We start from the raw sequence: 19,633 nt of genomic DNA, 5'->3' as shown, positions 1-19,633 counted from the left end.
TGGTTCCCCGCCGGGAGTCTAGCATGGGCGCGGGCGCCGCCAAGGGCGCCCGTCACGGGTCAATAGACCAGCTGCGCGGCGCTGCACTGGATCGATTGCACGTTGACATCGGTCCGCCCCAGTTCCAGCCCCAGCACGCTGGCCAGCAGGTTGGTCAGCAGGGTGCCGACGCTGTTGAGGACCGGGCGCAGCGCGGCCAGGATCGGCTTCAGCAGCGTGCACAGCAGCCCGCTGCAGCTGACGCTGCCATCGGGGTTGCTGACGCCGGTTCCACCGGCACCATCGAGGAAGCCGGCCGGCGCGGTCTGGATGTACGACGCCAGGTTGTTGCGCACGCAGCCGTTGTAGTCGATCAGGTTGCCGAGCAGGCTGTCGCAGCGGTTGATCAGCAGGCCGCCGACCAGTGAGCCGAGCAGCCCGTCGAGCACGCCCAGGCCCTGGCCGGTAACGGTGACCTTGAACGCATCCCAGACCGGCCCGTCCTTGTGGCAGGTGACCAGGTTCAGCAGGCCGCAGGCGTAGGGCAGGCCACCGGGCACATTCCAGCTGTTCAGCGGCGCCAGCTGCCGGCTGGGGTCGCCATCGCGCAGCAGCGGAATCAGCTTGTTGACGTCATAGCGCGTGTTGGGCGGGAACGTCGCCTGCAGGTAGCGGTCGGCCAGCGCCTTGGCGGTGTCGTTCGCGCTCATACCCTGCTTGGGTGAGCTGAGCATGCCGGACAGGACCCGCAGCAACTCGTTGACCAGATCGGAAACGGCATTGCCCAGTGCCAGCGGATTGATCTGGGTGGAGCCGCTCTCGCCGGCAGCCAGGGTCAGGTTCTGCGAACTGGTCAACGCGGGCAGGGTGATCTTGTCGTTGATCAAGGGCTGGCCCAGCAGTGTCAGCAGCTGTTCCTTCTGCAGGGTGTTGTCACAGACATTGTTCTTGGAGAACCGCTGTGCGGGATCGACGTTGCCGACGCAGGCGCGCAGCACCGAGGAGTCGACCTGGATGGTGGCCTGGGGCGAGGTGCCACCACACTGGATGCCGGTCAGCGTGCCCATCGCGTTGGCGACATCGACGTGCACGGGCAGATGCAGGCGCGTACCCAGCAGCTGCAGCAGTGGGCCAAGCGCAAACAGGTTGTTGCTGTCGACATCGGCCATCAGGCGGACCTGCGCGTTGTAGGCGCGTGAGCCCACGCCACCGATTGCTATCGACGGCGGTTCGACCACCCCGGCCTGCACGTTGATGCCCAGCAGGTTCAGGCCGCCGATCGCGATGCCGTTGCCTTCATTGGCGATGGAAATGGCGGTGCTGATCAGGTTGAGGACGCTGATCTTCGATTCCAGCGCGCTGCCGGCGGTACCGTCCGGAGAGATGACCTCGGCGAACAGGCCACCGCCGCCGGATTCGCTGCCCAGCGCGATGTTGAGCTTGGTGATGTCCAGCCGGGTGGCGACCAGGTCCGACAGGGCACGCAGCTGCACGCCGACGGTGGTATCGCGGCCGACCACCGTGGCGGTGGCGTCGACCAGCTGCGCCAGCGAAATCTTGTTGACCGCCAGCAGGCGGTTGAAGTCGGCCACACTGAGGTTGGCGCTGACTGGAATGTTGAGCGCCTTCAGCAGGCCGGAGGGTGTGACGTTGGCCTGCGCCAGGCCGTCATAGGAAAGCACCGTGGCGTTGGTGACATCCAGGCCGATCAGGCGCAGGGTCGACATCAGCAGCGAATCGCCGCGGGTCCGCAGCAGCTGCGAGCCGACGGCGAACACCGCAGTGGGCTCGGAGCGGCGCGCCACCGCCTGCACGCTGACGGTCGGCAAGCTGGTGTTCTGCCCGAAGAAGGGCAGCACGCTTCGCTGCGCGATGACCTGCACGGCGTTGCGGGGGTTGGCCGCATCCACGGTGGCCTGGAAGCGGTTGGTCGTGTCGCGTGTCGCGCTCCAGTTCCCGCACCTGATCTGCAGGCTGCCGGCAAACCGGTTCTGGGTCAGCGCGCTCTGCCGCGCCGCACTGTTGTCACTGTTGTCCGACGTGCACAGTTCCAGGCGCTGGGCGCCGGCCAGCGCCGCCAGGTCGGCGACCTTCTGCGCATCGCGCTTGGCCCAGAACAGGTAGCCGATCTCGACCAGCCCGAGCATGGCCAGCAGCGCCAGCATGACCAGCATCATGGTGACCGACATGCCGCCGCGGGGGCGGTTGAAGCTGAACTGGCGTGGGCGTTTCATGGCCTACCTCAACGTCCGGATGAGGATGTTCCCTTGGACTTGCCGACATCGGTTTCAAAGAAATCGGGAATCTCGTGCTGGAAGCTCTTCAGGTAGCGTGCGTAGCTCAGGGTGGCCTGGTCGCCGAGGATCGGCAGGCGCGGGCCGGCCTGCTGCCCCGAGGCCTGCAGCTGGAACAGGCTGCGCGTGGCGTCGCCGATCTCGCTGCGGCGTACCGCGGGCGCAGGTACGGCCGCAGTGCTGGCGACGTGGTAGGCAGGGGGAGGGGCGGGTGCCGGTACGGGTACAGGTGCCTCGGGCGCGGACACGTCGACCGTTGCCAGCGTTTCGGACTGCAGCGGTTGCGCTGCGGTTGCCGCGGGACGGGCGCCGCCGAGCATCTGCCCGGTCAGTGGCTGTTGCTGTGCCTGGGCAGCTGTCGCCAGCAGCAGGCCGCTCAGCGCGGGCAACAGGCGACGGGTCAGGTGTGGCTTGATCATGGCGTGTTCCCGGTGGGCTGGTCTGGGGTGCTGAAGCGTTCGAGCATCGAAGGTGGCAGGCGCTGCGGATTCCGCTCATCGCGAGCGTCGCGTCGCGCTTCGGCGGCCAGCCGGGCTGCGGCCTGCGGGCGGGCCGGCGGGCCGGCAACCGCGCGGGGGGCTGCCACCTCGCGTGCCGCTGCTGCCGCCTGGCGCTGCTGCAGGCGTGCGCGGATCTGCTCGGCCTGCTGCTGGATGCCGCGGCGGCTGTCTTCGTTGAGGTTGGCCTGCTGGGCCAGGCGCTCGGCCGTGGCGGTGTCCCCACGCAGCACCGCCCACAGCGCAAGGTTGGCCGTCGCCTTGGCATTGCCGGGTGACAGCTCGAGCGCCTTTGCCAGCGGCTCACGGGCCTGGTCGAACTGTCCTGCGCGCAGCCGCGCGTAGCCCAGATCGCCGAGGTAGTCGGTGTTCAGCGGTTCCAGCTGGGTGGCCCGGGCCAGAGACTGCTCGCTGCCGGCGGCGTCGTCGCGATGCGCGGCGATCAGGCCCAGGCCATGTGCGGCGGCGGCCGCCTGCGGCCCCGTGGAAAGTTCGCGGTAGAGCGCGATGGCCGCGTCGGCCTGCCCGGTTTCGCGCAGGGCGTCGGCCTGCAGCAGCCGCAGCGCCGGGCGATCACCGTAGCGCTGGCGGAATGCATCGACGTGGGCCAGCGAGGCATACCAGGCGCCCTGCTGCTGCATGCGCGCGATCAGTTCCAGGTAGGCGTTGCGGCTGTCCTGTGGTGCCGGTTCGGGCGCGGCCAGGCTGGGCGCGCGCAGGTACTTCGGCGTGGTCGACGCGCAGCCACTGGCGACGGCGGCAAGGGCGAACAGCAGGCAGGCGGTGCGAAGGGCGGGCATCAGGTCGTTCCCATCGAGGACATGGTGGCGGCCAGCGCAACCAGCGCCGGGCCGGCAAGAACCAGCATCAGCGCTGGCAGCAGGGTCAGCATCATCACAACCGTCATCTTCACCGAGAGCTTGCCGACCTTTTCCTTCAGCGAATTGCGGCGCTGCTCGCGCAGGCGGATGCTGAACTGGCGCAGTGGCTCCTGCACCGCGCCACCGTGTGCATGCACCTGCAGGATCAGTTGCACCAGGCTGCTCAGGTCGTCGTCACCGTAGACGTCACTCAGGCGGCGCAGCGATTGCGCGCGGGTGCGCCCGTGGGTGTAGGCCACGTTGGCTTCCTGCAGTTCGCCGCCGAGGATCGGCAGCGCATCACGCAGCTTGTCGCCCAGCGTCTGCAGGCTCTGGTCCATGCTGAATCCCACCCCCTGCAGCAGGCGCAGCAGGTCGATCAGCAACGGCAGCTCGTTCTCGACTGCACGGCGGCGACGCTTGACCCAGGCAGACAGGGCGAACTTGGGCAGCAGCAGGCCCGCTGCCAGTGCACCGATCACCACCATGATCTTCGCCAGCCCGGTCGCTTCGCTGAAGGCCAGCGCAAGGGCCAGTACCAGCAGCGCCAGCAGCAGGCGGACGCCGAGATAGATGGCGGTGCCGCGGCGCGTGTTCCAGCCGGCCAGATCCAGCAGCAGGCGATCCTCGTTGGCCAGCAGCGCGGCTTCCAGGCGGCCACCACTGAGCGAGCGGCCGAAGCGCTCCAGCCAGCCCAGCGAATCGCGGCCCGCGGCTTCCACTTCGCGCGCTTCGTCACGCGGCTGCAGGGCGGTCTTGAGCGTGGCCGACGTACGCTGTTCGCGATGGCTGCGGACCCAGCCGGCAAACCCGAGCAGGGCCACGCCCGCGGCCAGCACCAGCAGTGAAAGCGCAAACCAGGTGCTTGCACTCATCGGGCTTCTCCAGGGGGGCTGCGATGGCTCATAGCGATTTGGCCAGTCGATACAGCAGGAAAGCGCCCACCAGCTCCAGGCCCAACGCGATCAGCAGGACCTTGTGGCCGAGGGGCTCGTGCAGCACGGGCTGGAAGAAGTCGGGGCTGGCGATGGCCATCAGCACGGCGCTGGCCGGCGGCAGCAGGCCCAGCACCCAGGCCGACATCCGCGTTTCCGAGGTGGTCGCCGCCAGCTCCTGCTGCGCCTGTTCCAGGTCGCGCATGAAGTCGCCCATGCGCTGCAGGATCTGGTCGGAGCGGCCGCCGATGCGCACGCTGACGCCGATCACCACCGACAGCACCTTCAGTACATCCATGCGATAGGGCTGTGCGGCGAGTGACAACGCACGATCCAGATCCATGCCGCTGCGGGCATAGCGCACCGTGGTGTCGAGCAGGCCACGCAGCGGCGCGCTGGTCTGCATCGACGCGACCTGGAAGGCCGCCTGCAGGCTGTTGCCCAGGGCGGTCAGGCGCACCAGGTTGTCGAGGAAATCGGGCAGCTGGTGCAGCAGCTGCGCGCGCAGCCGGGTGGTCCGGCGCATGATCCACAGCCAGCAACCGAGCGCGTACAGCAGCAGGGTCAGCGGGAACATCCACGCAGTGCCCAGCCGCAGCATGGCCGTCAGTGACAGCACCAGCCCCGGCACCAGCAGCATCACCGGAAGTTTCCAGCCCGGTTGCAGGCCCGCACGTTGCAGCAGTCCATTCCAGGGCAGCGGCCTGCGCCCGCTGCTGGCAGGCCGCGCGGGCTCGTTGGCGGCGGCACTGGCGATGCTGGCCGATGGCGAAGTGGCTGTATTGCCACGCGCCAGCTGCTGCTCGGCATGCTGCAGCGAAGCCTGGCGCTGCTCGCGGGTGCTGGCCGTGCCCCACAGCCATGCCGCCAGCGCCAGCAGCACGGAGATGATGCTCAGCACGCCCAGCAGCAGACCGGTGCCCATGCTCAATAGTCTCCGTACAGCGATTCGCGCAGCAGCTGGCGGAACGGTTCCAGCTTGTGCGAGTGGGGCTGGAAGCCCAGGCCGATCCAGCGGTCGATCTCCCGGCCGTTTGCGTCGATCTGCAGTTCGTGCCGGAACATCTCCTGGGTGGTGATCAGGTTGTCGCTGACGCCGGTGATTTCCGTGATCGAGACCAGCACGCGGCGGCCGCTGCCCAGCCGCGAGATCTGCACGATGAAGTCGATCGCACTGGCAATCTGCCGGCGAAGGCTGTCTTCGCTGCCCTGGAAGCCGGCGAAACCTGCCAGCATCTCGATGCGGTACAGGCAATCACGCGGTGAATTGGCATGGATGGTCGCCATCGAGCCGTCGTGGCCGGTGTTCATCGCCTGCAGCATTTCCAGCACCTCGGCGCCACGGACTTCGCCGACCACGATGCGGTCCGGCCGCATGCGCAGGCTGTTGCGCACCAGGTCGCGGATGCTCACTGCGCCATGGCCTTCGGCGCCGCCGATACGGCTTTCCAGACGCACCACGTGCGGGTGGTTGAGCGACAGTTCGGCAGTGTCCTCGACGGTGATCACGCGCTCATTGGGCGGCACGTAGCTGGCCAGTGCGTTCAGCAGCGAAGTCTTGCCGGAGCTGGTTCCGCCCGACACCAGGATGTTGCAGCGCCCCAGCACCATGGCTTTCAGCAGCGCCTGCATCGGCGCATCGAAGGTGCCTTTGGCCAGCAGCTCGTCAGGCGTGAACGGGTCCTTGCGGAACTTGCGGATGGAGACCATCGGTCCATCCACCGCCAGCGGCGAGATGATCGCGTTGAGGCGGCCGCCATTGGGCAGGCGCGCATCGACCATCGGGTAGGAGTCATCCAGGCGGCGCCCCAATGGTGCGAGGATGCGCCGCAGGATCCGCAACAGGTGGGTATCGTCGGTGAAGCGCTGCGTGGCGCGCTTGAGCTGGCCACCCTGCGAGACGTGCACGTCCTTGAAGCCGTTGATCAGGATGTCTTCGATCGACGGATCATGCAGCAGGTCGTCGAGCGGGCCGAAGCCGGTCAGCTCCTTGACCAGCCCTTCTGCGACCACCTGCATTTCTTCTTCATTGATCGGGATGCGCCATTCCTGGATGAAGCCCACCGTCTGCACCTGCACCCAGCGTGCGATGGTATCCGGCGCCCAGGAATCGATGTCGATTCGCTCGTCCTCGATGCTGTTGAGCAGGTGCTCATGCGCGGCCGACAGCACCTTCTGGTACTGCTCGGTCTGCGCGAACGGCAGGTGGCCCGGCGGGTTGTCGGGCAGCACCGGGCGGGTGGCGGCATGCGGGAACGGGGTTACCTTGTCTTCCATTGCGATCCACCCAGGGCAAGGGAGAGTCTTTCCCGCAGTCCCTGTGCCTGCACCGGGCATGCAGCCGGGTCCAGGCGCGAAACGAGCGGGGCGAGAGCACGCAGGTAGGGGTCGCGCGGTGCGTCCTGCAGCAGCAGGTGGCCCTGGCTGGCAGCGAGGCGCACGCGTGGACGTTCGGGTAAGGTGGCCAGCAGCGGCACCTCGAAGCGGCGCGCGATCTGTTCGGGGCTCATGCCGCTGCTGTCGTCGTGGCGATTGATCACCAGCTGCAGCCGCTTCTCGCGTTCGCGCTGACCCGCCAGATGCTTCAGCGCCTGGTCGAGCGACACCAGGGTAGCGATCGAGGCGTCGGTGACCAGCCAGATTTCGTCGGCCTGATCCAGCAGCAGCGGCGGCAACTGCCGCAGGGGGCAGCCGCCGGCATCGCACAGCACGCTGGCGAAGACCGCGCGCAGGCGCTGCAGCAGTGCACCCGGATCGGAGGGCGGCACCGCGTCACTGCCACCGGCCCGATCAAGCAGCACCAGTCCGGAATCATGGCGGGCCATGGCGGTGCGGGCGAGGGTGGCATCGATGCGGCTGGCGTTGCGCAACGCGTCTTCGTAGTGGAAGCGGCTGTCGAGGTTGAGGTACAGCGCGAGATCGCCGGACGGCTGTGCCAGCTCCATCAGCAGGCCATCCTGCTGCAACGCTTCGCCCTGGGCGAGAGTGCGGGTCTGCTGCGCGAGCACTGACAGGTGCGCGGCCAGGGTGCTGGTGCCGACCCCGGCACGCACGCCCAGCAGCACGATCAGGCGAGCCTTGTGCGCCAGTTGTGGCGAGGCCGTCGGTCGCGGTGACAGCGCGCGTCGCAACGCGGCTTCGATGCCGGCGTTGTCGCTGTCCAGGTCCAGCACGTCGCGCAGGCCGGCGCGCAGCGCGATCACCACGCCTTCGACCTGGCCGGCACTGGTGGCGCCGACCGCGACCAGCACCAGGTCCGGCTGGGTCTGCTGCAGCTGCTGGGCCAGTGCGCTGGAGGCGGCCGCGTGTTCGGGGCGGAAATCGAGCAGCACCAGGCTCTGGCCCCCGCGTTGAAGGTCCTGTGCGGAGGTCGGCGCGTTGCTGTCCTGCCAGTGCAGGGTCGTGGTCGGCGGCAACTTGGCAGCCAGCCGGGGCAGCAGTTCGCGATCCATTCCGTACAGGACCAGGTTCATCGGTGGTCCCTGTGGATGCAGTGGCTGGGCGGTGGCGTAGGGCATGGTCGTGGTATCGCAGGCATCATGGAATCAGCGTGAGAAGCCGGGCACCGGGTCCTGGCTGATCGGGCCGAGCAGCCACGAGCCCCATTCGGGCAGGTTCGGCTTGGCTTCGCGTGCGCCGGGCAGCGGTAGTTCGGTGTTGCGCGCAAGCGGCTGCACCAGCCGCGGCGTGACGATGATCACCAGTTCCTTGTCCTGACGCTTGTAGTCGAAATTGCGGAAGAACGAGCCGATGATCGGCAGGTCACCGAGCAGCGGAATCTTGTTGACGCTGGACACCACGTTGGAGCTGACCAGGCCGCCGATGACGAAGCTCTCGCCGTCACCCAGTTCAACCGTGGTGTCGGCCCGGCGGGTGGTGATCGAAGGGATCTGCACACCATTGAGGGCAATCGAATTGCTGTAGTCCAGGTCGCTGGCTTCCGGCGCGACCTTCAGTGCGATGCGGTTCGGTGCCAGCACGGTCGGGGTCACGGTCAGCCCGATGCCGAACGGCTTGTAGGTGATGGTGGTGGTGCCCAGGCCCTGCGGTTCCAGGATCGGCAGTTCGCCACCGGCCAGGAAACTGGCGCTCTGTCCGGACAAGGCGACCAGGGTGGGCTCGGCCAGCACGCGGGCCATGCCGTTGCTCTGCAGCAGGTCGACATCGGCATTCCACAGGCCCTTGGTGGAACCGAACACCAGGCGGAACGCCGAGGAAATCGGTGAAGTGGACTCGTTGCCCGATTCGCCTTCCTTCATGCCGGGCAGGATGCCGGTGTTGCCGGGCAGCTGGCCGCCGGGACGGGCGATGCCGTAGGCGAAGCTGCCGTTGCGGTTCTGGAAGCTGATGCCGATCTGCTTCAGGGCGGTCTTGTTGAACTCCACCACCTTGACCTCGACCTGGACCACGCCACCGCTGCTGACCGTCGACGCGTCGGCGAGCTGGCCCTCTTTACCAAGTGCCATCGCCGCAGTCTGCTGTTCCTGCATGTGCGCAAGCACGCTGTCCGTGCTTCCCTGCAGCAGGCCCTGTTGGTCCTGCTGGGTGAACAGCAGGCCGCTCGTGCCGGTGCTCGCCGCGCCCTGCACGGCGCTCTGCACGCGCACCTGCACGCGCTGTGGCTCGGCCTGCTTGCGGTGCCACAGCAGCAATGTGGTGGTGCCGGGCGCCTTGCCCACCAGCAGCGCCTGGCGCTGGCCGCGCAGCATCACGATGTCGGCGACACCAGGGTCGGCGATGGCCACGCGCTCGAGGTCGGCGGGCAGGCTCCAAGGACGCTGCTCACGGGCCTGCAGCACCAGATCGTCGGCGGCCACGCTTGTTGCCGGTGCCAGCAGCACCAGCATCAGGGCCAGCCAGCGCTGGCGAGGGGAAGGGCGTGGAGACAGTCGGCGTTGGGTCATGGATGCACTCGGGGCAGGTCAGAGGGAACCACGGGGAGCAGAGCTGTCACCCCGGATGATTTCAATGCCGGAGGCGCGTGGTGCACCGTGGCGGACCGCCGGTGCGCGCGGCGCCGCCTGCGGGTTGACGCGCGTCGGGGCGGCGCCGCGTCCGGCCAGCGCATCGCCATCGATGCCTGCGAAGGCATGGTTCTCGGGGCGCTGCAGGGCCACCTGCTGCTCTGCATCCAGTCCGCGCAGCGGATCGATCACGCCCGGCGCCTGCGGGAACAGGGCAAGGTCGGGCAGGCCGGTATCGGCCGGGTTGCGCAGTGCCAGGAACAGCTTGCCCTGCTGGGCGCCCAGCAGCAGCCGGTTGGCGTCCGCCACCGGTACCGCCAGTACCGCGCTGCGCGCTGGTTGGCGGGTCTGGTCGCTGGCGCCAGGGCTGCTGCCGGTGATGTCCGCCGCGCGTGCGTCGTTGCGTTCGCTGCCATCGGTGCTGCCGGCGGTATCGCCCGGGTTGGGCGCGATATCCTGCTGGCCATAGCTCAGCACGCGCAGGCGCGACAGCAGCAGGCGCGCCTGTGCGGCCTCGCCCGGGCCCCCTGCGCTGGGCTGGGCGGTGCGCAGGTTTAGGAACACATCGACGAAATCACCGGGCAGGATGCGATTGCCCGCGCCGACCAGTTCGTCGACCGGTACCGCCAGTGCTCGCTCACCGGTCCGCAGCTGCAGCGAGAAGCCCTGCGCGAGGGCCGAGCTGCTGATCGCGCTGCCTTCTGCAATGTCCTGGACCGGAACCTTGCCGACCACGGTGGAAATGCTGGTCGCGGCGCCGGCGACCGGCGTGGTTCGCTGGGCCAGTCGCAGCCCGTTGGCGGTGATCGGCTCGCCGGCCGGCAGCCGGGCGACGGCTTCGACCACCGTGACGGCCTGCGGGTCCGCGCTGGCAACCGGCGCCACATGTACCGGCGCGTCGGGCTTGCGGCCGATCATCAGTGCAATCACGGCCAGCAGCACGGCCAGGCCGATCAGGGCGACGGCGGCGATGCGGGTCAACTTGAGCATGGAACCGTCTCCTGTACCAATCGTCAGGTGCCGCTGCCGAGGTCGAGCTGGGCGACCGCGACGCTGCGGATGGGAGCCCGCATCACCCACCCGTAGAGGGTGGCGGTGCCGGGCAGGAAGGGGTGGCCGGCATAGTCGTAACTGACCGTGACGGTGATGCACTGCGCGGCGGGCAGCCCCGCACAGGGCGCGGGCGCGGCGACCACGATGGCATTGCTGCCGCCTGCGCTGCAGTCCACGTCCTGCTTGGAGAACTGCAGCAGCCACTGCATTGAGTTGCGTGCTGCGACACAGGCCGCGGTGCGGCGCTGGGCGTTGGTGCCGTAGCGCAGGGAGGCGCGTGCTCCCTCTGCGGATGCGGTCGCCAGCGTCTGCTGCGCGGCCATGATCATCACCCCGGTGAAAGTGAACAGCAGCAGCGGCAGCAGGCCGAGCATCAGCATCAGTGCGAATTCGATGCTGGCCACGCCGCGTTGCCGGCGAGGGCTGCGAGTGTTCATGAAACACCTCCGTAGACCTGGATGATGATCCAGCCGATGGCCGACAGCGCCAGATAGGCGGCGTAGGGAATGCCGTGGCGTCCCTGCCGTGCGCTCTGCAGTTCGCGAAGGGCAGGATGTGACTGCCACTGCGAGCTGGCCCGGGTCATCTGCAGCTGCAGGCCCGTCGGCAGCATGGGGCCGAGGCGGCGCGAGGCCAGCACCACCAGCGCATGAAGCCCGGCGGCGAGGCTGGCGGTCACCCAGATCGGCAGCAGCGCTTCCAATCCCAGCAACAGCCCCAGCACCGCAAAGAACTTCACGTCGCCCGCGCCCATCCAGCGCACGGCGTAGAACGGAAGCAATGCGGCCAGGCCCAGCGCCGCGCCCGCAACGTGTGACCCCCACGGCAGGCGCGGCGTACTGAACTGGCCAGCGATCAACAGCGGTACAGCCAGCGCGCACGCGGCAAGCAGCCAGGCGTTGGGCACCCGGCGGGCGTACAGATCGCTGATCGCGATCCGCAGGCACACGCCGATGGCCAACAATCCCAGCAGTGTCATCGCACACTCCGTCGCCCGATACTGGGCTGTCCCTGGAAACTCCCCGACCTTGCTTCCGGTAGTTTCACTATTACCGGTATTTGGATCGGTCCATATCCGCCGCGTTTACTTCGCCGCCGTGGTGGCGTCCTTGGCGATGTCCGTCAGGTGCGTGAACAGCGTTGTGAAAAACGAGGTGATCTGGGTGCGGCCGACCGCGATCAGGACACCGGCAATGACCGCCGCCAGCAATCCATATTCAAGCGCGGTGACACCATCTTCTTCCTTCAGGAACGTGCGGATCGATGCGTTCATGGTGATTTTCTCCCTCTACCTGTCTGCTGCAGGACACCTGTTGGGCGGTGGCCCGGCTCCGCCGGGATCGTCCGTGGACCCCCGCGCGTCCTGGCGGGGGAGGCACGACGGGGTGTGCCCGCCGTGCTCAAGCAGGGTGATCGGCCCAGGGGAAAATGCCGGCCGCGCACCGTCCACCGCGCGGCGCTGCGCCGCTGGTCGGAATGTCGTGCAATACGGCCATGGTCATGTGCTCCCCCAGGGTGCGGCCGCGTTGAAGTGGCCGGATCACCGTGTTATCGACTTTGCCTGAATGGCGGTTGGCTGCAACTGGAACCTATATGCAAATTCGGCAGAAACCCGTCAATGCTTAAACTTTCAGGCTGTTTCTGTGACGCAAATCCGTTCGCAGGCAAAACGATTCACTGACGTGCAGATAATGTGATGCTGTTTCGATCACATGCGAAAACCGTGCCAGTCGCGGGCACATTTTCTTCACCTGTGTATCTATTTTCTTCAATACAGGCTGCGGGTTTACCCGGGTGGATTATCGGGCATACTCGGCTTCAGGTTGTGGCAATTCCCGGGCAGTTTGCATGGCATTGGCTGCGTCCGTCCCGGCAACGAGGGATGTTCGTGGAAAGGTGTGGCCCTGTCAGGCAGTGGGGGCCGCAGCGTGTGACGGATCAATGGGGGGATGACACTGTCATGGTCGATGGTGGGGTAGGAGACAGCGACGACGGCGGCCTGCGATCAATCGATCTGGCAACGCTGAGCGGTGTACTTCGGGTGTGCGATGTCGAACTGCTGCTGCTCGATGGCAATGGGCCGCGGGCGGCGTTCGCTTCGCGCGTACACGAGGAAGCCCTGTTCTGCAGCATCAGCTGCGGATTCCATTGCCGCGGCCGCTTCATGCTGCCACCGGACTGGGCGATGCTGGGATACCTGCACGCGACCGACGAGACACTGAGCTGGTGCCACGGCGTTCCACTGACGCCCGGCATGGCGTTGACGGTAATGCCGGAGGGCATCAGCGAGTTCACGCTGAGCCCTGGTACGCACCTGACCCTGATGCTGGCGCCGGTTGCCCGTGTGCAGCGCAAGCTGACCGAGCTGAGCCTGCGCAGCACGCCACCGGCTGGACAGGCACTGTCGCTTTTCAACCTTTCCAGCGAATCGGCGCCGCTTGCGCGTCATTATCAGCAGCTGCATGTCCAGCTGGGGCAGGGCGGCAACCTCGAGCCAGAAGAAGCAGAGCGCCTGCTGCACGAGCATGTACAGGCGCTGCTCGGGGCCGGCGCTTCCGACCGGCCCGGCTGCAGCCGCGCGCGGCGAACGCATTATCTGATTGCGCAGCGCGCGGAAAACTTCATGCGCCTCAACCTGCGCCGAAATATCTACATGAATGAGATATGCGATGCGGCCGGGGTCAGCGAGCGCGGCCTGCGATACGCCTTCGAAGACCTGTTCGGCACATCGCCCAACCGCTATCTGTCGATGCTGCGGCTGTGCGCGGCCTGCCGCAGCCTGTCGATGGCTGATTCCAGCCGGCGCTCGGTGAAGGCGATCGCGCTCAGCTGCGGGCTCTGGGACCTCTCCCGCTTCGCCGACAACTACCGCAAGGTATTTGGCGAGCTGCCCCGCGATACCCTGATGCGCGCCCCGGCGCAGATTGGCCAGCCGGCCTGAATCAAGCGGCACAAGGGCTTTTCCGTGGTTTCTGCCGGAATTGCACATCCGCTTGCCGATATGGTTGCCGCTTCTGCATAACCGGCTGCCGATTCCGGCCGTGGATTTGCCGGAATGCGCGATTGCCGTGCCGGAATGAAGTGCGCCGTGGCTTCCGCCCGCGCTGAAATGTCAGTCACCTGCCTAGCGGCAAGTCCACTGACATTCCAGTTGTTCGCCTACGGGGGAAATGCTCATGAACCGCATCTACCGGCGTGTATGGAACCGCCAGCTCAATGCTCTGGTTGTGGCCTCGGAACTGGCCACGGGCGACAGCGGTGGCAGCGCTGCCCGTGATCCGCGCAGTGTCCTGCTGGTGCCGACCGCCCTGGCCCTTGCCCTGCTGTGTGCGCTGGCCAGCGGGCACGCGGGGGCATCCGAATCGAATCAATCGCTGCGCGACCTGCAGGCGCTTGCCGCCAAGTACACGCAGCCGATGCCGGTCAAGGTTGATGCCGAAGTTGCATTGGCAGCTGCCGCGCGACAGGCGCAGAGCAGCCCGGCGATCAGCGCGGATGCGCGCGTTGGCCTGCAGTTGAGCACGGCGTCGCTGCCGGTGGTGCGTGATGTGCTGCCGGCCACCGTACAGGTGAAGCTGGCGGCCAACAGCACGCCGAAGCAGGTCGCGGTACCGGGTCTTGCGGCGGATGTGCGCGCCAGCGTAGGCCTGGGCAATGCTGCGGTACGGGGCGCGCAGGTGGATGCATCGCTGGCTGCACAGGTCGCACCGGCGGCGCAGGCGCCGCTGGGCATTGCCGCAGACGCACGCGCCAAGGCCCAGGTCGGTGTTGCGGGCGCGCAGGTGGCGTCGATCGACAGCAGTGCCAAGGCTGCGGCCGGCGTCAGTGCTGCGTCGGCGGGAGGCCTGCCAGGCCTGAAGGCAGCAGCTGACGGTGCGCTGGAGTCGAAGCTGAAGGTGGCGGGCCATCAGATCGACGCTCACGGGCAGGCCAAGGCGACGGCAGCGGTCACCCTGCCGGCCAAGGAAGAGTTGCCGGGAGAAACCCATGACCGCGCGATCACCGCGGCCTTCGACACCGGCGTAGCCGGCAAGGTGCGCGTGCAGGCGCCGGATGGGCAGGAAGTGGTGGCGGATCGCAATCTCAAGCTGGCGGGCCAGGCAACCGTAGCGGCGCAGAACAGCGCGTTGGGTGTGGGTGGCCTGGTCGGCGGTGTGGTGGGCGCCGCTGGGAATGCTGTCGGTGGCGCCCTCAACGGCACGGTCGGCAGCGTGGGCGGTGCCCTGGGCGGCACGCTCAACAACACCGTGGGCGCCGTCGGTGGCGCATTGAACGGCACGGTTGGCACAGTCGGTAGCGCGGTCGGCGGCGCTCTCAACGGCACGGTCGGCAGCGTGGGCAGTGCCGTCGGAGGCACGCTCAACAACACCGTGGGTGCTGTGGGTGGCGCATTGAATGGCGCGGTCGGCGCAGTCGGCGCGGTGGGCGGCGCCGTCGGTGGTGCCCTCAACGGCACGGTTGGCAACGTAGGCGGTGCCCTGGGCGGCACGCTCAACAACACCGTGGGAGCTGTGGGTGGTGCATTGAACGGCGCGGTCGGCACGGTCGGCAGCACAGTGGGTGGCGCTCTCAACGGCACCGTTGGCAACGTAGGCGGTGCCCTGGGAGGCACGCTCAACAACACCGTAGGCGCCGTCGGTGGCGCAGTGAATGGTGCTGTCGGCACCGTCGGTGCGGTGGGCGGCGCCGTCGGTGGTGCTCTCAACGGCACAGTCGGCAGCGTGGGCAGTGCCGTCGGAGGCACGCTCAACAACACCGTGGGTGCTGTGGGTGGCGCATTGAATGGCGCGGTCGGCACAGTCGGCGCGGTGGGCGGCGCCGTCGGTGGTGCCCTCAACGGCACGGTTGGCAACGTAGGCGGTGCGGTGGGTGGCACGCTCAACAACACCGTGGGGGCCGTGGGCGGCGCATTGAACGGTGCTGTCGGTACGGTCGGCGGCGCTCTCAACGGCACGGTTGGCAACGTAGGCGGTGCGGTGGGCGGCACGCTCAACAACACCGTGGGCGCCGTCGGTGGCGCATTGAACGGTGCCGTCGGCACAGTCGGCGCGGTGGGTGGCGCCGTCAGCGGTGCCCTCAACGGCACGGTTGGCAACGTGGGTGGTGCGGTGGGCGGCACGCTCAACAACACCGTGGGCGCCGTCGGCGGTGCCCTCAACGGCACGGTCGGCAACGTGGGTGGTGCCGTGGGCGGCACGCTCAACAACACCGTGGGAGCCGTGGGTGGCGCACTGAATGGCACCGTGGGCACGGTCGGTGGAGCCGTCGGCGGTGCCCTCAATGGCACGGTCGGTACCGTGGGCAGTGCAGTCGGCACCGTTGGCAGCACCGTCGGTGGCGTGCTGAACGGCGCCACTGGCGGCAGCACCGGTGGCCTGGGTGGGGTGCTGGGCAACACGCTTGGCAACGTCGGCAGCGCCGTGGGCAACCTGCTCAATGGCAATCTCAATGGCACCCTCGGCAATCTGGGCAGCGCCGTGGGTGGCCTGGTCGGTGGCACGCTCAGCGGCCTCGGCCTGACCAAACCCTCTGCGATTCCGCCGACCAGTCCGAAGGCGCCGGCTGCCGCCGACCCCAATGCCGGCCTGATCATCGGCACCGGCGGCCTGGTCGGTAATGTTGGCCAGCTGATCGGTCCGACCACCACCAGCCTGTTCGGTGGCAATGGCTACCTGAGCAACGGCAATCTCAAGCTCAGCAATGCCAACGTGATGCAGACCTATTCGACGGTCAACGTGCTGGGTCTGCCGGTGGTCAACCTGTCGCCGGTCGGCAGCACGCTCAATGGCCTGGGCGGTGCGGTTACCGGTGGCAGCTCACACCTGACCCTGATCGGTGGCGTCACCTCCGACAGCTACATCTACAACATCAACAACGGCAATCCGGGCGGCCTGCTTGGCCTGCTGCTGCCGAAGGATTCGCCGGCATGGGCAGCCAAGTGCCTCGACATCGCCTTGGCCGACATCTCCTGCTGGGCGGTCAATGCCGCACAGGATTACCAGGTGCTGATGGGTGACGGCGCCTTCGCCAACGGTTCCAAGGAAGTGGTGATCGGTGCCAACGCCCGCCACGAACTGCCGAAGGTGGATGCCAATGTCGCCTTCCCCGGTGCCGGCACCAACGATCCGAGCAACCCGACCGGCGTACCGACGGCCGACTATGCCGCGCGCATGGGCCACTCGGTGATTGTCGGCGACAGCGCCGTCGGCACCGCCAACGGACAGACCCTGCTGGGCGCGGAGGCCACCTCGAACCAGGCCAACTCGGTCGCACTGGGCTACCGCTCGGCCGCACTGCGCGGTGCGCAGGCCAGCTACAGCGCCTATGGCCTCACCGCGCCGCAGGTCTCGGCCGGTGAAGTGTCGGTGGGTACCGCAGGCGGTGGCGAGCGCCAGATCACCAATCTCGCCGCGGGTAGCGCCAACACCGATGCGGTCAATGTGGCCCAGCTGAAGGGCGCGATCAGCCTGATCAATGGCGTGGCCGATGTCGCGGTGACCTACGATCTGGACGGTGCCGGCAACCCGAACTATCGCCGGGTCACGCTGGGCGCGGGCACCGGTACCACCACCATCGGCAACCTTGCCGGCGGCGCGGTCACTGCCGGCAGCCTGGAGGCGGTCAACGGCGGACAGCTGGCAGGCACCAACGCCGCCATCGCCAGCTTCTTCGGTGGTCGTGCGGCCTTCGACCCGGCCACGGGCGCCTTCACGGCGCCGCTGTTCGAGATCAGCACCATCTCCACCGGAGGTGCCATCGCCAAGGGCCTCTATACCAACGCCACCGATGCTTTTGCAGCGGTCGATGGATCGCTGGTCAACCTCAACACGCAGATCACCGATATCCGCAACGGCGGCACCAAGTACCTGCGCGTCAATTCGACCGGTACCGAGGCCGTGGCCAGCGGCACCGACTCGATCGCGGTCGGTACCAACGCCCGTGCAACCGCTGCCAACAGCATCGCCGTCGGCGCCGGCAGCCTGGCCGACCGCGCCAACAGCGTGTCGGTCGGCGCGGCGGGTGCGGAGCGCCAGGTCACCAACATGGCAGCCGGTACCGCCGCCACCGATGCGGTGAATGTCGGCCAGCTGCAGGCGGCCGCGGCCGGCGCACTGCGCTACGACCTCAATGGCGACGGCAGCGTCAACTATGCCAGCGCCACGCTGGGCCAGGGCGGCACCGCCACCACGCTGCGCAACCTCGGCCCGGGCCAGGTGAGTGCCACCAGCAGCGAGGCGATCAACGGTGCCCAGCTGTTCGCTGCCAACCAGGCCGTGGCCACCCACCTGGGCGGCGGCGCAGCGGTCAACGCCAGCGGTGTGCTGACCGCACCGACCTACTCGATCAACAACATCGCCGCCAATGGCACCATCACCAAGGGCAGCTACAACGACGTCGGCACCGCCTTCGATGCGGTCAGCAACTCGCTGGCCAACGTTGCCGACCAGACCGGCGAGATCGACAAGCTGGCGGTGAAGTACGACGTCGACGGCAGTGGCAACGTGATCAACAGTGTCTCGCTGAAGGGCACCGGCACCGGAGCGGTGAAGGTGACCAACGTCGCCGCCGGCAGCATCCTGGCCGGCAGCAGCGATGCCATCACCGGCGACCAGCTGTTCAGCACCCACAGCACCCTCGCCAACTACTTCGGTGGCAGCACCGCCTTCAACGGCACCACCAATGTGTGGACCGCGCCGAAGTTCAGCATCTCCAGCATCGCCACCGATGGCAGCTTCACCAGCGGCGACTACAACAACGTCACCGCAGCCTTCAGCGCGGTGGACGGCTCGCTGAAGGTCCTCAACCAGCGCATCACCAACGGTGGCGGCGGCAGTGCCTACCTGGCGGTGAACTCGACGGCGGCGGCTGCAACCGCGGCCGGTGCCGAAGCGGTGGCGGTCGGCCCGCAGGCCAGTGCCGCAGGTGCCAACAGCGTGGCGGTCGGCAACGGCGCCAGCAGCAGTGCCGGCAACAGTGTGGCATTGGGTGCCGGTTCGGTGGCCAGCGTCGGCGCGCAGAGCGGCTACACCGGCGCCTACGGGCAGACCGGTGCCAGCAGCTCGGCCGGTGAAGTGTCGGTCGGCAGCACTGGCAACGAACGCAAGATCACCCACGTTGCCGATGGCTCCGACGACCACGATGCGACCAACGTCGGCCAGCTGAAGAACGGCGTGAACTACGCCATCGACCAGTCCAAGTCCTATACCGACCAGAAGATCCAGAACATCACCAACGTGGCCGGCAGCTTCCGCGCCAACAACACCAACAACCTGGCCGACCCGTCCGCCAGTGGTGCCAACTCGGCCGCCGGTGGCGCAGGCTCGACTGCTGCCGGTGCCAATTCGACTGCGCTGGGCAACGGTTCGCAGGCACAGGCCGACAACTCGGTGGCACTGGGTGCGGGTTCGGTGGCGAACCGGGCGAACACGGTGTCGGTCGGTGCCGCCGGTGCCGAGCGCCAGGTGGTCAACGTGGCTGACGGCTCGCAGGCCACCGATGCAGTAAACGTTCGCCAGCTGCAGGCCTCGCAGCAGGGCACCATCCGCTACGACACCACGGTCAACGGTGCCACCAACTTCAACAGCGTCACCCTCGGCAGCACCAGCAGCGGCCCGACCACGGTCCGCAACGTTGCCGCCGGTACTGCCGGCACCGATGCGGTCAATGTCGACCAGCTGAAGTCGGGCATGGCGCAGACCCTGGACTGGTCGAAGGCCTACACCGACGAGCGCATGGGCGGCTTCGAGCGCGACCTGCGCAAGACCGACAACCGCGCCTCGGCCGGTATCGCCTCGGCGATGGCCACTGCGGCGCTGCCGCAGCCCAGCGAAGCCGGCCGCAGCATGGCTTCGATCGCCGCCGGCAGCTACAACGGCGAATCGGGCGTGGCGCTGGGCATCTCCGGTGTCTCCGAAGGCGGGCGCTGGATCTACAAGTTCAGTGGTTCCACCAACAGCCGTGGCGAGGCCGGTGTGGCCGTCGGTGCCGGCATCCAGTGGTGATCGCCGCCGCCGGGCCGCCAACGCGGCCCGGCAGCGCGGAAACGTCAAC

General features: G+C 67.8%; 14 protein-coding genes. 2 read left to right on the top strand and 12 right to left on the bottom strand.

Annotated elements, in window-relative coordinates:
* Positions 1-59: 59 nt before the first annotated feature.
* From N5C18_RS15345 to N5C18_RS15290, 12 genes are all read right to left on the bottom strand, one after another.
* Entirely contained in the window at positions 60-2,213 is a 2,154-nt protein-coding gene (locus N5C18_RS15345) for a TadG family pilus assembly protein (RefSeq protein WP_053508728.1), read from the bottom strand.
* A gap of 8 nt (positions 2,214-2,221) precedes the next feature.
* Positions 2,222-2,692 (bottom strand): DUF3613 domain-containing protein, encoded by a 471-nt coding sequence (locus N5C18_RS15340; RefSeq protein WP_053508730.1) that lies wholly within the window; start codon positions 2,690-2,692, stop codon positions 2,222-2,224.
* Positions 2,689-3,570: a Flp pilus assembly protein TadD gene (locus tag N5C18_RS15335; protein WP_279944999.1), complete on the bottom strand. Its 882-nt coding sequence runs from the start codon at positions 3,568-3,570 to the stop codon at positions 2,689-2,691. Before N5C18_RS15335 ends, N5C18_RS15340 begins: the two co-directional genes overlap by 4 nt.
* Positions 3,570-4,505 (bottom strand): type II secretion system F family protein, encoded by a 936-nt coding sequence (locus tag N5C18_RS15330; RefSeq protein ID WP_279944997.1) that lies wholly within the window; start codon positions 4,503-4,505, stop codon positions 3,570-3,572. The genes N5C18_RS15335 and N5C18_RS15330 overlap by 1 nt, the downstream gene beginning before the upstream one ends.
* Before the next feature lie 28 nt (positions 4,506-4,533).
* Positions 4,534-5,490: a type II secretion system F family protein gene (locus tag N5C18_RS15325; RefSeq protein WP_279935718.1), complete on the bottom strand. Its 957-nt coding sequence runs from the start codon at positions 5,488-5,490 to the stop codon at positions 4,534-4,536.
* A gap of 2 nt (positions 5,491-5,492) precedes the next feature.
* The gene (locus N5C18_RS15320) at positions 5,493-6,842 is read right to left on the bottom strand and encodes a CpaF family protein (RefSeq protein ID WP_279944995.1); all 1,350 of its coding nucleotides are present in this window, start codon (positions 6,840-6,842) and stop codon (positions 5,493-5,495) included.
* Complete coding sequence (locus N5C18_RS15315) at positions 6,827-8,083, bottom strand: fimbrial protein (RefSeq protein ID WP_053449995.1); 1,257 nt, start codon at positions 8,081-8,083, stop codon at positions 6,827-6,829. Before N5C18_RS15315 ends, N5C18_RS15320 begins: the two co-directional genes overlap by 16 nt.
* 27 nt (positions 8,084-8,110) lie before the next feature.
* Positions 8,111-9,469 carry a type II and III secretion system protein family protein gene (locus tag N5C18_RS15310; RefSeq protein WP_164240385.1) on the bottom strand — a complete coding sequence of 453 codons (1,359 nt, stop codon included), beginning with the start codon at positions 9,467-9,469 and terminating at the stop codon, positions 8,111-8,113.
* An 18-nt stretch (positions 9,470-9,487) separates the two neighbouring features.
* Positions 9,488-10,519 carry a Flp pilus assembly protein CpaB gene (cpaB, locus tag N5C18_RS15305; RefSeq protein WP_279944994.1) on the bottom strand — a complete coding sequence of 344 codons (1,032 nt, stop codon included), beginning with the start codon at positions 10,517-10,519 and terminating at the stop codon, positions 9,488-9,490.
* A gap of 23 nt (positions 10,520-10,542) precedes the next feature.
* Positions 10,543-11,019 carry a TadE/TadG family type IV pilus assembly protein gene (locus tag N5C18_RS15300; RefSeq protein ID WP_053508739.1) on the bottom strand — a complete coding sequence of 159 codons (477 nt, stop codon included), beginning with the start codon at positions 11,017-11,019 and terminating at the stop codon, positions 10,543-10,545.
* Complete coding sequence (locus N5C18_RS15295) at positions 11,016-11,561, bottom strand: prepilin peptidase (RefSeq protein WP_279944992.1); 546 nt, start codon at positions 11,559-11,561, stop codon at positions 11,016-11,018. Before N5C18_RS15295 ends, N5C18_RS15300 begins: the two co-directional genes overlap by 4 nt.
* A 105-nt stretch (positions 11,562-11,666) precedes the next feature.
* A complete protein-coding gene (locus N5C18_RS15290; protein ID WP_008265706.1) occupies positions 11,667-11,855 on the bottom strand; it encodes a Flp family type IVb pilin in 189 nt (62 codons plus the stop codon).
* A gap of 687 nt (positions 11,856-12,542) precedes the next feature.
* Between N5C18_RS15290 and N5C18_RS15285 the strand changes: the two genes are divergently transcribed.
* Together N5C18_RS15285 and N5C18_RS15280 are read left to right on the top strand one after the other, a co-directional pair.
* Positions 12,543-13,523 (top strand): helix-turn-helix domain-containing protein, encoded by a 981-nt coding sequence (locus tag N5C18_RS15285; RefSeq protein WP_279944991.1) that lies wholly within the window; start codon positions 12,543-12,545, stop codon positions 13,521-13,523.
* Between the two features lie 235 nt (positions 13,524-13,758).
* Positions 13,759-19,584, top strand: a complete 5,826-nt coding sequence (locus tag N5C18_RS15280) for an ESPR-type extended signal peptide-containing protein (RefSeq protein WP_279944989.1) — start codon at positions 13,759-13,761, stop codon at positions 19,582-19,584.
* The last annotated feature ends 49 nt before the right edge of the window (positions 19,585-19,633 follow it).

Origin of the sequence: Stenotrophomonas sp. GD03930, from assembly GCF_029839665.1 — a bacterium.
GTDB classification, from domain to species: Bacteria; Pseudomonadota; Gammaproteobacteria; order Xanthomonadales; family Xanthomonadaceae; genus Stenotrophomonas; species Stenotrophomonas forensis.
Note: the sequence above shows the minus strand (reverse complement) of the source record. Positions and strands in the feature narration are given on the sequence as shown.

Excerpts from the sequence above, each read along its gene's own strand:
- N5C18_RS15345 (WP_053508728.1), bottom strand. The coding sequence starts at position 2,213 with ATGAAACGCCCACGCCAGTTCAGCTTCAACCGCCCCCGCGGCGGCATG.
- N5C18_RS15315 (WP_053449995.1), bottom strand. The coding sequence starts at position 8,083 with ATGCCCTACGCCACCGCCCAGCCACTGCATCCACAGGGACCACCGATG.
- N5C18_RS15330 (WP_279944997.1), bottom strand. The coding sequence starts at position 4,505 with ATGAGTGCAAGCACCTGGTTTGCGCTTTCACTGCTGGTGCTGGCCGCG.
- N5C18_RS15290 (WP_008265706.1), bottom strand. The coding sequence starts at position 11,855 with ATGAACGCATCGATCCGCACGTTCCTGAAGGAAGAAGATGGTGTCACC.
- N5C18_RS15340 (WP_053508730.1), bottom strand. The coding sequence starts at position 2,692 with ATGATCAAGCCACACCTGACCCGTCGCCTGTTGCCCGCGCTGAGCGGC.
- N5C18_RS15280 (WP_279944989.1), top strand. The coding sequence starts at position 13,759 with ATGAACCGCATCTACCGGCGTGTATGGAACCGCCAGCTCAATGCTCTG.
- N5C18_RS15335 (WP_279944999.1), bottom strand. The coding sequence starts at position 3,570 with ATGCCCGCCCTTCGCACCGCCTGCCTGCTGTTCGCCCTTGCCGCCGTC.
- N5C18_RS15285 (WP_279944991.1), top strand. The coding sequence starts at position 12,543 with ATGGTCGATGGTGGGGTAGGAGACAGCGACGACGGCGGCCTGCGATCA.
- N5C18_RS15300 (WP_053508739.1), bottom strand. The coding sequence starts at position 11,019 with ATGAACACTCGCAGCCCTCGCCGGCAACGCGGCGTGGCCAGCATCGAA.
- cpaB (WP_279944994.1), bottom strand. The coding sequence starts at position 10,519 with ATGCTCAAGTTGACCCGCATCGCCGCCGTCGCCCTGATCGGCCTGGCC.
- N5C18_RS15320 (WP_279944995.1), bottom strand. The coding sequence starts at position 6,842 with ATGGAAGACAAGGTAACCCCGTTCCCGCATGCCGCCACCCGCCCGGTG.
- N5C18_RS15325 (WP_279935718.1), bottom strand. The coding sequence starts at position 5,490 with ATGGGCACCGGTCTGCTGCTGGGCGTGCTGAGCATCATCTCCGTGCTG.
- N5C18_RS15295 (WP_279944992.1), bottom strand. The coding sequence starts at position 11,561 with ATGACACTGCTGGGATTGTTGGCCATCGGCGTGTGCCTGCGGATCGCG.
- N5C18_RS15310 (WP_164240385.1), bottom strand. The coding sequence starts at position 9,469 with ATGACCCAACGCCGACTGTCTCCACGCCCTTCCCCTCGCCAGCGCTGG.